A 12859-nucleotide genomic window follows, 5' to 3' on the forward strand; every position below is an offset into this window, starting at 1 on the left:
GGCGCCCGTCCCCATTCGGAGGCGGGCGCCCTGCGCGTCGTGGAAAGGCGTTGCGCGAGGCCGCGTCCGCACCCGAAGGTGTCAGGATGGATGCCCCATCGACGAACCGGCCCGACTCTACGGAGCGGACCGACTCCACCGACCGGACCGACTCCACCGACCGGACCGGTCGCCGGATCGCGCTGTGTGCCGTCGACGACGCCAACTGGCGGGCCGTCGCCGACGTCGCGCCGCGCGATGAGCAGCGCGGCTTCGTCGCCGCCCTCGCCGCCCGCTATCTGCTGCTCTCGATGCGCGGCGGCCTGTGGACCTCGCTCGGCGTCCTCGCGGACGACACCGTCGTCGGCCAGGTCATGTGGGCGTACGACGAGGAGGGCGGGGCCCACTGGATCGGGGGCCTGGTCGTCGACGCCGACGAGCAGGGCCGCGGTGTGGGACGGGCCGCCATGCGCGAGCTGATCCGGCTGCTGTCCCGGCGCCCGGACTGCCGGGAAATACGGCTCTCCTACCACCCGGGCAACGGCGGCGCGGCCAAGCTCTACGCGGAGCTCGGCTTCACGCCGACCGGCGACTTCGAGGACGACGAGGTGGTGGTCGCCCTGCCGGTCACCCGGGACCCGGCGGCCTGAGGGCCGAAAATCCGTTGCGGGCCCCGTGCCGGGCCGCGGACAGTGACGTATGCCTCTCACCGTCCGGCCCGCGACGCTCGCGGACGCGCCCGTCATCTGCGCTCTGCTGAACGCCGTCGACATCGCCGAGATCGGCCACGCCGACACCGAGCTGCACACGGTCGAGACCGACCTGGCCCACCCCGAGATCGACCTCGCCCAGGACTCGTGGCTGGTGCACGAGGCCGGCGACCTCGTGGCGTACGGAATCCTGTGGTCCGACTCCGGCAAGGGCGACATCGGCGTCGACCACTACGTCCTCCCCGGCCGGCCGGACGCCGCCCTGCCGGTCCTCGAGCGGATCGAGGAACGCGCCGTACGGAAGGCCGCGGCGGGCGGCGCCGAGCGGGCCACGCTCCATCTGAACCTGACCGCACGGACCACCCTCGGCACCGCGCTGCTCGAAACGCGCGGCTGGCGCACCGTCCGCCGCTTCCAGGTGATGACCCGTCCGCTGACCTCCGGCGACCGCCCGCCGCAGCCGCCCCCGGGAGTGTCACTGCGCGACTGCACCGCCGAGGCCGACCACCGGGCCGCCCACGCGCTGGTGGAGGAGACCTTCGCCGAGCACTTCGACCACCATCCCCGCAGTTACGAGCAGTGGTTCGCGGACACCGGCCCCCGCGACCGGTCGCTCATGTGGATCGCCTCCGTCGAGGGCGAGGGCGACGTGGCCGTGCTGCTGACCCGGAACGACAAGGAGACCATGGGCTGGATCGGAAACCTGGGCGTCCGAAAGGCGGCACGCGGCCGCGGCCTCGGCGGCCACCTGCTGCGCCACGCCTTCGCCGTGTACGCGGCCCGGGGCCGGGAGGCCATCGGACTCGCGGTGGACACCCGCAACGAGAGCGGGGCGCTCGCGCTCTACGAGTCGCACGGAATGGGTCTGCACTACGCGATCAACACCTGGGAGCTCGTTCTGCCGGCGCCCGCCCGCACCCACCACACGGGCGACCTGAAAATGCGTTAGGTCCCTTATGGGGTGATATTGGGCCCCAAGTCGACTTGGGATCTAGGAGGCACTCCATGCGCGGAGCCACCCACGTGAAGTGGGCCGCATGCGCGGTCGCCGTCGTCCTCGCGGCGGCGGCCTGCGGCGGCGGGAGCGACAGCGGCGGCGGGGCCGACGGCATCGTGAGCTCCTCATGGGGCGACCCGCAGAATCCGCTGGAGCCGGCCAACACCAACGAGGTGCAGGGCGGCAAGGTGCTCGACATGGTCTTCCGCGGCCTCAAGCGGTACGACCCGAAGACCGGCGAGGCCGAGAACATGGTCGCCGAGAAGATCGAGACGACCGACGCCACCAACTTCACGATCACCCTCAAGGACGGCTGGACCTTCTCCAACGGAGAGAAGGTCACCGCGCGGTCCTTCGTGGACGCCTGGAACTACGGCGCGAACCTGAAGAACAACCAGCGGAACGCGTTCTTCTTCGGCCAGATCGACGGGTACGCCGACGTCCACCCCGAATCCGGGGAGCCCCGGGCCCAGAACATGAAGGGCCTGAAGGTCACCGGCCCGCTGACCTTCACCGTGCGGCTCTCGCAGAAGTTCTCCACCTGGCCCGACACCCTCGGCTACGCCGCCTTCGCCCCGCTGCCCCGTGCCTTCTTCGACGACCACGACGCCTGGCTCGCCAAGCCCGTCGGCAACGGCCCGTACACCGTCGACTCGTACGCCAGGGGCTCCCAGATGTCCCTGCGCCGCTGGGACGGCTACACCGGGCCCGACAAGGCGCAGAACGGCGGCATCGACCTCAAGGTCTACACCGACAACAACACCGCCTACACCGACCTGATCGCCGGCAACCTCGACCTCGTCGACGACGTGCCCGCCTCCCAGCTCAAGAACGTGAAGGCCGACCTCGGGGACCGGTACATCAACAGCCCGGCCGGCATCATCCAGACCCTCGCCTTCCCGTTCTACGACGACGACTGGAACACCCCCGACGGCGCGAAGCTCCGCACCGGGCTCTCCATGGCGATCAACCGCAAGCAGATCACCGACACCATCTTCCAGCAGACCCGCACACCGGCGAAGGACTGGACCTCACCGGTGCTCGGCGAGGACGGCGGCTACGACCCGTCGCTCTGCGGCGCGGCCTGCGAGTACGACCCCGCGGAGGCGAAGAAGCTGATCGCCGAGGCCGGCGGGCTGCCGGGCGGCCGGATCTCCATCTCGTACAACTCGGACACCGGTTCCCACAAGGACTGGGTCGACGCCGTCTGCAACTCCATCAAGAACGCCCTCGGCGACGACCGGGCCTGCGTCGGCAACCCCATCGGCACCTTCGCCGACTTCCGCAACCAGATCACCCAGTCCAAGATGTCCGGTCCCTTCCGGGCCGGCTGGCAGATGGACTACCCGCTGATCCAGAACTTCCTCCAGCCGCTCTACTACACCAACGCCTCGTCCAACGACGGCAAGTGGAGCAACCAGAAGTTCGACGACCTGGTCGACGAGGCCAACGCCCAGACCGACCCCGCGCAGGCCGTCGAGACCTTCAAGGAGGCGGAGAAGGTCCTGCGGGACGAGATGGCCGCCATCCCGCTCTGGTACCAGAACGGCAGCGCGGGCTACTCGGAGCGCATCTCGAACGTCGCGCTCAACCCGTTCAGCGTCCCTGTCTACGACGAGATCAAGGTCAACTGACGGCGGAAGGCCCCGGTCCGGCGCGCCGTCGGCGCCCGGGCCGAGACCCTTTCCACGACCCCCGGAGCCCTTCATGGGACGTTATGTGATCCGGCGTCTGCTGCAGATGATCCCGGTCTTCTTCGGCGCCACGCTGCTGATCTTCCTCATGGTCAACGTGATGGGCGACCCCATCGCGGGATTGTGCGGGGAGCGGCGGTGCGACCCGGCGACAGCCGCCCAGCTGCGCAGGGAGTTCGGTCTCGACAAGCCCCTCTGGCAGCAGTACGCGACCTACATGGGCAACGTCTTCACCGGGGACTTCGGTACCGCCTTCAACGGACAGAAGGTCACCGAGCTGATGGGCGAGGCCTTCCCGGTCACCATCCGGCTCACCCTGGTCGCCGTCGTCTTCGAGATCGTCATCGGGATCGTCCTCGGCGTCGTCACCGGCCTGCGCCGCGGCCGCCCCGTCGACAGCGGGGTGCTCCTGTTCACGCTCGTCGTCATCTCGGTGCCGACGTTCGTCACCGGCCTGCTGCTCCAACTGCTCCTCGGCTACAAGTGGGACATCATCGACCCGTCCGTCTCCACCGACGCCAGGATCGACGAACTGATCGTCCCCGGCCTGGTGCTCGCCTCCGTCTCGCTCGCCTATGTGACCCGGCTGACCCGCACCTCCATCGCCGAGAACAGCCGCGCCGACTACGTCCGCACCGCCAGGGCCAAGGGCCTGCCGCGGAGCCGGGTGATCCGCAAGCATCTGCTGCGCAACTCCCTGATCCCGGTGGTCACCTTCATCGGGACCGACGTCGGCGCCCTGATGGGCGGCGCGATCGTCACCGAGCGGATCTTCAACATCCACGGCGTCGGCTATCAGCTGTACCAGGGCATCCTGCGGCAGAACACGCAGACCGTCGTCGGCTTCGTCAGCGTCCTCGTCATCGTCTTCCTGGTGGCGAACCTGCTGGTGGACCTGCTGTACGCCGTTCTGGACCCGAGGATCCGCTATGCCTGAGCCGCAGCAGAATCCGCACTTCGACGACCCCGCGCACTCGGCCGTCGCCGCCACCGGAGCGGGCGGGGCCACCAACCTCGCGATGAGCGAGGGCGAAACGCTCGAACGTGACCCATCAGCCGCCTCCGGCGGGCGGGCACCGGGCGGCCCCGAGGGCACCGGTCCCACGGGCAAGCCGCGCAGCCTCTGGTCGGACGCCTGGCGCGACCTGCGGCGCAACCCGGTCTTCATCGTCTCCGCCCTGGTCATCCTCTTCCTGGTCTTCATCTCGCTGTGGCCCTCTGCGATCGCCTCAGGCAACCCGCTCAGCTGCGATCTCGCCAAGGCGCAGGAGGGCTCCCAGCCGGGTCATCCGTTCGGCTTCAACGGCCAGGGCTGCGACGTCTACACCCGTACCGTCTACGGCGCGCGCGCCTCCGTGACCGTCGGCGTGTGCGCCACCCTCGGGGTGGCGCTGCTCGGGTCGGTGCTCGGCGGGCTCGCCGGCTTCTTCGGCGGCGTCTGGGACGCCGTCCTGTCCCGGCTCACCGACGTGTTCTTCGGCATCCCGGTGATCCTCGGCGGCCTGGTCCTGCTCTCCGTCATCACCAGCACCACGGTCTGGCCGGTCGTCGGCTTCATGGTGCTGCTGGGCTGGCCGCAGATCTCCCGTATCGCCCGCGGCGCCGTCATCACCGCCAAGCAGAACGACTACGTGCAGGCCGCCCGGGCGCTCGGCGCCTCCAGCTCGCGGATGCTGCTGCGGCACATCGCGCCCAACGCCGTCGCCCCGGTGATCGTGGTGGCGACCATCGCGCTCGGCACCTACATCTCGCTGGAGGCGACGCTCTCCTTCCTGGGCGTCGGTCTCAAGCCGCCGACCGTCTCCTGGGGCATCGACATCTCGTCGGCCTCCCCGTACGTCCGCAACGCGCCGCACATGCTGCTGTGGCCCGCCGGTGCGCTGGCCGTCACGGTGCTCGCCTTCATCATGCTCGGCGACGCGGTGCGCGACGCCCTCGACCCCAAGCTGCGCTGACCGAAGCTGAGGAGCCGCCATGTCCGCCACGTCCCACGAGGCCGTGATGTCCGCGGAACCGGACGCGTCCGGCAGCCTGCTCGACGTGCGCGGTCTGCACGTGGAGTTCCGCACCCGTGACGGGGTCGCCAAGGCCGTCAACGGGGTCGACTACACCGTGGACGCGGGCGAGACGCTCGCCGTGCTGGGCGAGTCCGGGTCCGGCAAGTCCGTCACCGCGCAGGCCGTCATGGGCATCCTGGACATGCCGCCCGGACGGATCACCGGCGGGCAGATCCTCTTCAAGGGACAGGACCTGCTGACGATGCGGGAGGAGGAGCGGCGGAAGATCAGAGGCGCCGGGATGGCCATGATCTTCCAGGACGCCCTCTCCTCCCTCAACCCGGTCCTGAGCGTCGGCGACCAGCTCGGCGAGATGTTCACCGTCCACCGGGGGCTGTCGCGCAAGGACGCGAAGGCCAGGGCGGTCGAGCTGATGGACCGGGTCCGCATCCCCGCCGCCAAGGAGCGCGTCGGCCAGTACCCGCACCAGTTCTCCGGCGGTATGCGCCAGCGCATCATGATCGCGATGGCCCTCTCGCTGGAGCCGGACCTGATCATCGCCGACGAGCCGACCACCGCGCTCGACGTCACCGTGCAGGCGCAGGTGATGGACCTGCTGGCCGAGCTCCAGCGCGAGCTGGACATGGGGCTGATCCTGATCACCCACGATCTCGGCGTCGTCGCCGACGTGGCCGACAAGATCGCCGTGATGTACGCGGGCCGGATCGTCGAGACCGCCCCCGTCCACGACATCTACCGGGCGCCCGCCCACCCGTACACCAAGGGCCTGCTCGAATCGATCCCACGACTGGACCAGAAGGGGCGGGAGCTGTACGCGATCAAGGGCCTGCCGCCGAATCTGATGCACATCCCGTCGGGCTGCCCCTTCCACCCGCGCTGTCCGATGGCCCAGGACGTGTGCCGGACCGATGTCCCACCGCTGTACGAGGTGGACGAGCGGCGCGGGAGCGCCTGCCACTTCTGGGAGGCGACGCTCCATGGCTGAGGCGATCCTCGAGGTCCGCGACCTGTACAAGCACTACCCGCTCACCAGGGGCATCCTCTTCAAGAAGCAGGTGGGCGCCGTCAAGGCGGTCGACGGCGTGGACGTGGACCTGTTCGCGGGCGAGACCCTCGGCATCGTGGGGGAGTCGGGCTGCGGCAAGTCCACGCTCGCCAGGATGCTGGTCCATCTGGAGCGGCCGACGTCGGGCACGATCCGGTACAAGGGCGAGGACATCACCAGGCTGTCCGGCCGTGCGCTCAAGGCCGTGCGGCGCAACATCCAGATGGTGTTCCAGGACCCGTACACCTCGCTCAACCCGCGGATGACGGTCGGCGACATCATCGGCGAGCCGTACGAGATCCATCCGGAGGTCGCCCCCAAGGGGTCGCGCCGGCAGAAGGTGCAGGAGCTGCTGGACGTCGTCGGGCTCAACCCCGAGTACATCCACCGGTATCCGCACCAGTTCTCCGGCGGCCAGCGGCAGCGCATCGGGATCGCCCGGGGGCTCGCCCTCCGGCCCGAGGTCATCGTGGCCGACGAGCCGGTGTCCGCGCTGGACGTGTCGGTGCAGGCGCAGGTCATCAACCTGCTGGACAAGCTGCAGGACGAGTTCTCGCTCAGCTATGTGTTCATCGCGCACGACCTGTCGATCGTCCGGCACATCTCGGACCGGATCGGCGTGATGTACCTCGGCCGGATCGTGGAGCTCGGCAGGGACGCGGAGATCTACGACCACCCCACCCACCCGTACACGCAGGCCCTGCTCTCCGCCGTGCCGGTGCCCGACCCGGAGGCGCGCGAGCGGCGGGACCGCATCATCCTCACCGGTGACGTGCCCTCGCCGACGAACATCCCGTCCGGCTGCCGCTTCCGCACCCGCTGCTGGAAGGCGCAGGAGCGGTGCGCGGTGGAGGTGCCGCTGCTGGCGGTGCCGTCGCATCTGCGGACGGCCGAGGGGCCCGTGCAGCATCCGTCGGCCTGCCACTTCGCGGAGGAGCTGCACGTGGTGCCGAGCGCGCCGGAGGACGGTGACGGCGGCACCGCCAAGAGCCTGTGAGGCACCGTCATATCTGTTAACACACAGGCAACTCGGACGACGCGGGTCCGATATACGGACGCGCCACGCTGAGGAGCGTACGGCCGTGCGGGTGCCGTAGACCGGCCGGGACCGCTCATGCGGATCCGGCCGGTCGTCACGTGCCGCCGCGCACCGGTTGTCCGGAACTGTCCGATCATCGTCTTGTTGGCGCAGTGCCGCCCCCGGCAGGATCGTCCGCGTGACTCTTACGCGGGGGGCAAGGATCACCGGAGCGGTGCTGTGCGGCGTGCTCGCGCTGATCACCGGGGCGTGGATCGTTTGGGACATCTCGGCGGCCGACGGGCTCGCCGGCTTCTGGCGCCGCTGGGCGTCCGGCCCCCGGCTGGGCTTCGGACGGCCCGTGCAGGCCACCGCGCCTCTCGACGGAGCGCTGCTGGCGGTGTACGCGGGCACAGTGGTCGCCGTACTGCGCTCCTCGGTCGCGGCCTCCGCGCTGCTGGCGACGGCCGTGTTCACGTTCGCCGTCCGGCTGCCGAGCCTGTGGGTCCTGACCGCCTCTTCGGCGTATTCGGAGCCCTCCGACCCGGTCCGGACACGTGCCCTGCTGACCACCATCGCCGTGCTCGGCCTGGCCGTGGGGCTCGCCATCACGGCGGTGGCGGGCCGGCGCCCCCCGGAAGCGGCCGCCCCGGGCCCGGCGCCGCTGCGGCCGACCGCCCCGGTGGCCTGGCTGGCCGGCCCGCTGCTGCTCCTGGCCGCGGCCGTCACCACGGCGTGGCAGATCCACCTCGGCTACCAGATCGGGCCCGAGGTCTATCTCGACACCGTGGCGGGCGGCGGGCAGTTCGCGCACGGGCTGCTGGCACCGCCGCCGGGCTGGCTGGCGGCCACCGTCGTGCTCCTCTGTCTGACGGCGGGCGTCGGCCTGCTCACCAGGGCCGTCTTCGCCCGCCCGCTGGGCGCCGTGCTCGCGGCGGGCATCCTGGCGTCCGGCGCGGTGGGCCTCGACTTCGTGCTGCGACTGCGGGTCCTGGAGGACTTCGGGGAGCTGCCGCTGGAGTACCAGCTGATCGTCGTGACCGCGTTCTTCGAACTGGTCGCGGGGGCCGTGCTGATCGTCCTGCTGACGCGGCGCGGCGAGAGCGACCTGGCGGACGGCCCGTGGTCCGGCGGCCCGAACCGGCCACCGCCGGGGTACGGGTACCCGGCGGCCACCGGAGGGTACGGGTACCCGCCGCCCGCTCCTGGCTACGGGTACCCGCCGCCGTCCGGCCCGCCCCCGCCGTCGTCACGCCCGCCCAACTGGTGACAGCCGTGGCGACCCGTGACGTGCCCTCAGCCGAGCCCGAGGGACCGCTTGAGGAAGTCGACCTGGAGCAGCAGCAGATTCTCCGCGATCTGCTCCTGCGGCGTCATATGGGTCACCCCGGTCAGCGGCAGCACCTCGTGCGGGCGGCCCGCCGCCAGCAGCGCGGAGGACAGCCGCAGCGCGTGGGCCACCACCACGTTGTCGTCCGCCAGCCCGTGGACGATCATCAGCGGACGTGCCGGGTCCGCCGCGGCCGTCAGACCGGCGTCGGTGACCAGTGAGTTCGCCGCGTACGCGGCGGACTGCTCGCCGGGGTCGCCCAGATAGCGCTCGGTGTAGTGGGTGTCGTAGAGCCGCCAGTCGGTCACCGGGGCGCCCGCCACCGCCGCGTGGAAGACGTCGGGGCGGCGCAGCACCGCCATCGCCGCCAGATAGCCGCCGTACGACCAGCCGCGGACGGCCACCCGCGACAGGTCGAGCGGGAAGGACCCGGCCAACGCGTGCAGCGCCTCGACCTGGTCGTCCAGCGTCGCGCCGAAGTCCCCCGCGATCGCCTTCTCCCAGCCGGGGGAGCGGCCGGGGGTGCCGCGGCCGTCCGCGACGACGACGGCGAAACCCTGGTCGGCGAACCACTGCGAGGTCAGATACGGATGCTGCGCGGCCAGCACGCGCTGACCGTGCGGACCCCCGTACGGATCCATCAGCACCGGCAGCGGGCCGTCCGAGTCCCGGTGGTCCGACGGCAGCAGCACCGCGCACGGAATCCGCCGCTCGCCGGCCTCGGTGAGCACCGGCCGGGCGCGCAGCACCGGCTGCTCGGCGTACGAGGCGACGACCGCGATCTGCTTGCCGTCCCTGAGCACCTGGACCGTGGCGCCGCTCGTGTCCGTACGGGACGACGCGAGGACGGTCACCCCGCCCGCGCGGACCGCCGCGTGGACGCCGGGGCCTTCGGAGACGCGTTCGACGCCCAGCTCGTTCACCCGGTACACGTGGATCTCGCCGGTCTCCGGCCGCGCGGCCTCCTCGCCCGCCGCCGCCGAGACCAGCACGTCGTTCTCGCCGATGTCCAGCACCGCGCGCAGCTGCAGCTGCGGTCCGGTCAGCACCCGGTCGCCGACGGCGAGCACCCGGGCCCCGCCCTCGTCCGCGATCCGCACCAGCCGGCCGGCGCCGAAACCGCGTGCGTGCGACGACTCGGGGGCCCAGGCGGGCACCCCGGGGAAGAGTTCCAGCCAGGCGGCGTCCTCGTCCACATGCACGGTCCGGGTCCGGCCCGACTCCGGGTCGGCCGCCAGATGCAGCTGGGTGCGCTGGTCCCGCGACTGCACGAGCAGCAGCGGAGCGCCGGCCGCCGACCAGTGCACGCGTGCCAGGTACGGATAGCGGTCCCGGTCCCAGCTCACCTCCGTGCGCTCCCCGTCGAGGCTGACGAAGAACAGCCGTACGTCGGCGTTGGGCGTCCCGGCCGCCGGATAGGCGACCTCCGCCGGCTCCCGCTCCGGATGCGCCGGGTCGGGGATCCACCAGCGCCGTACCTCGCGTTCGTCGGTGCGGGCGACGAGCAGCCTGTCCGAGTCCGGCGCCCACCAGAAGCCGCGCGAGCGGCCCATCTCCTCGGCGGCGATGAACTCCGCGAGGCCGTAGGCGATGTGCTCGTCCTCCGGCTCGGCCAGCGCCCGGTCGCCCTCGCCCTCCGCGCCCGTCACCCGCAGCGCGCCGCCGGCCGTATAGGCGACGAGACGGCCGTCGGGGGACGGCCGGGGGTCCAGCACCGGCCCCGGCACGGGGAGTTCGCGCGCCGTACCGGCCCGCAGCTCAGCGGTGAACAGCCGCCCGGACAGGGTGAAGGCCGCCAACTCGGCCGCCTGGTCCACCGCGTAGCCGACGATCCCGGCGGAGGCCTCCCTGCTGCGCTCGCGCCGGGCGCGCTCCTTCGCGGACAGCTCCTCCGCCGAGCCGCCCAGCAACTCCCGCGGATCGGCGGCGAGACGCTCCTGCGGCGGACCGTGGCCGTCCAGGTCGAGCACCCACAGCAGTCCCGTCCGGTCCGTTCCGGAGGCCGAGCGCAGGAACACCAGGCGCGACCCGTCCGGAGACACCGTGAAGGCGCGGGGGGCGCCCAGGCTGAAGCGCTGGGTCCGCGCGGACTGACGCGGAAAGGAGAGCGGCTGCGTCGACGTCATGGGTCCGAACCTTAAGCGGTGTGCGCCCCCGTGTGCTGCCGTGCACCGATCGATGCCTGGGCACGGATAGTTATGATCCGTAGCGCAAGGTGGGTATGAACCTCCTGCACATGTCCTGGCACATGCGACTGGCCCGTCCCGACCGAATATCTGTGGAGGTGAACCGCCGTGGCACTCTCGATTTCGGCGGTGGTGCTGCTGGCGATCGTCGTCTTCCTGCTGATCCGGAAATCCGGTCTGAAGGGCGGACATGCGGCGGTCTGCGTGTTGCTCGGGTTCTACCTCGCCAGCTCCTCGATCGCGCCGACCATCTCGGAGCTGACGACGAATGTGGCAGGGATGATCGGGAGCTTCAAGTTCTGACACGGGCGGCGCGTCGGCGCCCGTTCTAGGGTGTCCGTATGAAGGATCTCCCCGCCCGCCGTCTGCTCCTGGTGCACGCGCACCCGGACGACGAGTCGATCAACAACGGCGCCACGATGGCCATGTACGCGGCCGCCGGCGCCCATGTCACGTTGGTGACGTGCACACTCGGCGAGGAGGGCGAGGTCATTCCGGACGATCTCGCCCATCTCGCACCGGACCGGGAGGACCGGCTGGGGCCGTACCGCGTCGGGGAACTGGCCGCCGCGATGAAGGAGCTGGGCGTCGCCGACCACCGCTTTCTCGGCGGGCAGGGCCGCTACCGCGACTCCGGGATGATGGGCCTCGAGCAGAACCACCGCGACGGGGCGTTCTGGAGCGCGGACGTCGACGAGGCGGCCGCGTACCTCGTGGAGATCGTCCGCTCGGTCCGTCCGCAGGTGCTCGTGACCTACGACCCCGACGGCGGGTACGGGCACCCCGACCACATCCAGGCCCACCGTGTGGCCATGCGCGCCGCCGAACTCGCCGCCGACGCCGGCTTCCGGACGGACCTCGGGACGCCGCACCGGATCGCGAAGATCTACTGGAACCGGGTCGCTCGGTCGGCGGCGGAAGAGGGCTTCGCGCGGCTGCGCGCCGCCGGTACGGACTTCCCGGGCATCGCCGAGATCGGTGACGTCCCCGGCGTGGTGGACGATTCGGACATCACCGCCGAGATCGACGGCACCGCGTACGCGGAGCGGAAGGCGGCCGCGATGCGCGCGCACGCCACTCAGATCGCGGTGGACGGCCCGTTCTTCGCGCTCTCCAACGATCTGGGGCAGCCCCTCTTCACCACGGAGTACTACCAGTTGGTGGCCGGAGAGTCCGGCGCGGCGCCCGGCGAACGGGAGTACGACCTTTTCGCGGGGGTTGCGCCGTGAGCGGCGGTGGCGGCGGCAGCGGCGGTGGCAGCCGTGACGCGGGCAGGAGCAGGGCTCGCGGCGCGGGCGCGAGCGTGGCGAGGAGCGGGGGCGGCCGGGACGAGCCCGGTTCCTGGCTCACCCGGTCCCCGCGGCTTCCCCGGCCCGGCCGGTTCCTCGCGTACTGCGTGCTGCTGATCCTCGGCGCGGCCGTCGGCGCGGCGGGCTCGCTCGTCCAGGCGGCCTGGTTTCCCGGCGGGTTGCTGCTGGCGCTGCTGGCCGCCGCGGCTCTGTTCCTCGGCTCCGTACGGGCGACGGGCAGCCAGGCCGGAGTGATCGCCTCGGCGTTCGGCTGGCTCGCCGCGATCGTCGTGCTCAGCGTCGGACGCCCGGAAGGTGACGCCATGTTCGGCGCCGGGATCGGGCCCCTCGTCTTCATACTCGGCGGCATGGCGACGGCTGTGATGTGTGCCACCATGCCGCGGTTGCCGCAACCCGGTGGCGGGCCGGGCCGACTTGGACGATGAGCACGGACAGGACCCCAGCAAGCAGCCGGTGCGGCCCGCCCCCTAGGGTGGGTCGCCCCACGGGGTGGGAAGCCGCTGAACTGACCATGCCCGTACGGTCGGCGGAAGGCCGCTTCTCGCAGTCCCGGGGTGTCCTTCGGCGGCGGC

12 protein-coding genes are annotated in these 12859 nt (G+C 71.3%); 11 read left to right on the forward strand and 1 reads right to left on the reverse strand.

Going from position 1 to position 12859, the window contains the following annotated elements; all coding sequences use genetic code 11:
• Positions 1-86: 86 nt before the first annotated feature.
• The 8 genes from ACFYOP_RS14530 to ACFYOP_RS14565 all read left to right on the forward strand — a co-directional run bounded on the left by ACFYOP_RS14530 (position 87) and on the right by ACFYOP_RS14565 (position 8731).
• Entirely contained in the window at positions 87-629 is a 543-nt protein-coding gene (locus ACFYOP_RS14530; RefSeq protein ID WP_356892447.1) for a GNAT family N-acetyltransferase, read from the forward strand.
• A gap of 49 nt (positions 630-678) precedes the next feature.
• Positions 679-1638 (forward strand): GNAT family N-acetyltransferase, encoded by a 960-nt coding sequence (locus tag ACFYOP_RS14535; protein WP_356892445.1) that lies wholly within the window; start codon positions 679-681, stop codon positions 1636-1638.
• A 56-nt stretch (positions 1639-1694) separates the two neighbouring features.
• Positions 1695-3320, forward strand: coding sequence for an ABC transporter substrate-binding protein (locus tag ACFYOP_RS14540; RefSeq protein WP_356892443.1), 1626 nt, complete (start codon positions 1695-1697; stop codon positions 3318-3320).
• A gap of 73 nt (positions 3321-3393) precedes the next feature.
• Positions 3394-4317, forward strand: a complete 924-nt coding sequence (locus tag ACFYOP_RS14545; RefSeq protein WP_356892441.1) for an ABC transporter permease — start codon at positions 3394-3396, stop codon at positions 4315-4317.
• Complete coding sequence (locus ACFYOP_RS14550) at positions 4310-5335, forward strand: ABC transporter permease (RefSeq protein WP_356892439.1); 1026 nt, start codon at positions 4310-4312, stop codon at positions 5333-5335. The genes ACFYOP_RS14545 and ACFYOP_RS14550 overlap by 8 nt, the downstream gene beginning before the upstream one ends.
• A gap of 19 nt (positions 5336-5354) precedes the next feature.
• On the forward strand, positions 5355-6383 hold the full coding sequence (locus ACFYOP_RS14555; RefSeq protein ID WP_356892437.1) for an ABC transporter ATP-binding protein: 1029 nt from the start codon (positions 5355-5357) through the stop codon (positions 6381-6383).
• The gene (locus tag ACFYOP_RS14560) at positions 6376-7440 is read left to right on the forward strand and encodes a dipeptide ABC transporter ATP-binding protein (protein WP_356892435.1); all 1065 of its coding nucleotides are present in this window, start codon (positions 6376-6378) and stop codon (positions 7438-7440) included. The genes ACFYOP_RS14555 and ACFYOP_RS14560 overlap by 8 nt, the downstream gene beginning before the upstream one ends.
• A 220-nt stretch (positions 7441-7660) precedes the next feature.
• A complete protein-coding gene (locus ACFYOP_RS14565; RefSeq protein ID WP_356892433.1) occupies positions 7661-8731 on the forward strand; it encodes a hypothetical protein in 1071 nt (356 codons plus the stop codon).
• 26 nt (positions 8732-8757) lie between these two features.
• Here the strand turns inward: ACFYOP_RS14565 and ACFYOP_RS14570 are convergent, their stop codons facing one another.
• Positions 8758-10917 (reverse strand): prolyl oligopeptidase family serine peptidase, encoded by a 2160-nt coding sequence (locus ACFYOP_RS14570; protein ID WP_356892431.1) that lies wholly within the window; start codon positions 10915-10917, stop codon positions 8758-8760.
• A 168-nt stretch (positions 10918-11085) separates the two neighbouring features.
• Here ACFYOP_RS14570 and ACFYOP_RS14575 point away from each other — a divergent pair, with 168 nt between their 5' ends.
• From ACFYOP_RS14575 to ACFYOP_RS14585, 3 genes are all read left to right on the forward strand, one after another.
• Positions 11086-11280 (forward strand): hypothetical protein, encoded by a 195-nt coding sequence (locus tag ACFYOP_RS14575; RefSeq protein WP_356892429.1) that lies wholly within the window; start codon positions 11086-11088, stop codon positions 11278-11280.
• A gap of 38 nt (positions 11281-11318) precedes the next feature.
• The gene (gene mshB, locus ACFYOP_RS14580) at positions 11319-12206 is read left to right on the forward strand and encodes an N-acetyl-1-D-myo-inositol-2-amino-2-deoxy-alpha-D-glucopyranoside deacetylase (protein WP_356892427.1); all 888 of its coding nucleotides are present in this window, start codon (positions 11319-11321) and stop codon (positions 12204-12206) included.
• A gap of 74 nt (positions 12207-12280) precedes the next feature.
• Positions 12281-12712: a DUF6113 family protein gene (locus tag ACFYOP_RS14585; protein ID WP_356892578.1), complete on the forward strand. Its 432-nt coding sequence runs from the start codon at positions 12281-12283 to the stop codon at positions 12710-12712.
• The last annotated feature ends 147 nt before the right edge of the window (positions 12713-12859 follow it).

This window comes from Streptomyces sp. NPDC006294 (genome assembly GCF_042870895.1).
Taxonomy (GTDB): Bacteria; Actinomycetota; Actinomycetes; order Streptomycetales; family Streptomycetaceae; genus Streptomyces.

Coding starts and splice junctions, on each gene's coding strand:
- ACFYOP_RS14530 (WP_356892447.1), top strand. CDS start 87: ATGGATGCCCCATCGACGAACCGGCCCGACTCTACGGAGCGGACCGAC.
- ACFYOP_RS14535 (WP_356892445.1), top strand. CDS start 679: ATGCCTCTCACCGTCCGGCCCGCGACGCTCGCGGACGCGCCCGTCATC.
- ACFYOP_RS14540 (WP_356892443.1), top strand. CDS start 1,695: ATGCGCGGAGCCACCCACGTGAAGTGGGCCGCATGCGCGGTCGCCGTC.
- ACFYOP_RS14545 (WP_356892441.1), top strand. CDS start 3,394: ATGGGACGTTATGTGATCCGGCGTCTGCTGCAGATGATCCCGGTCTTC.
- ACFYOP_RS14550 (WP_356892439.1), top strand. CDS start 4,310: ATGCCTGAGCCGCAGCAGAATCCGCACTTCGACGACCCCGCGCACTCG.
- ACFYOP_RS14555 (WP_356892437.1), top strand. CDS start 5,355: ATGTCCGCCACGTCCCACGAGGCCGTGATGTCCGCGGAACCGGACGCG.
- ACFYOP_RS14560 (WP_356892435.1), top strand. CDS start 6,376: ATGGCTGAGGCGATCCTCGAGGTCCGCGACCTGTACAAGCACTACCCG.
- ACFYOP_RS14570 (WP_356892431.1), bottom strand. CDS start 10,917: ATGACGTCGACGCAGCCGCTCTCCTTTCCGCGTCAGTCCGCGCGGACC.
- mshB (WP_356892427.1), top strand. CDS start 11,319: ATGAAGGATCTCCCCGCCCGCCGTCTGCTCCTGGTGCACGCGCACCCG.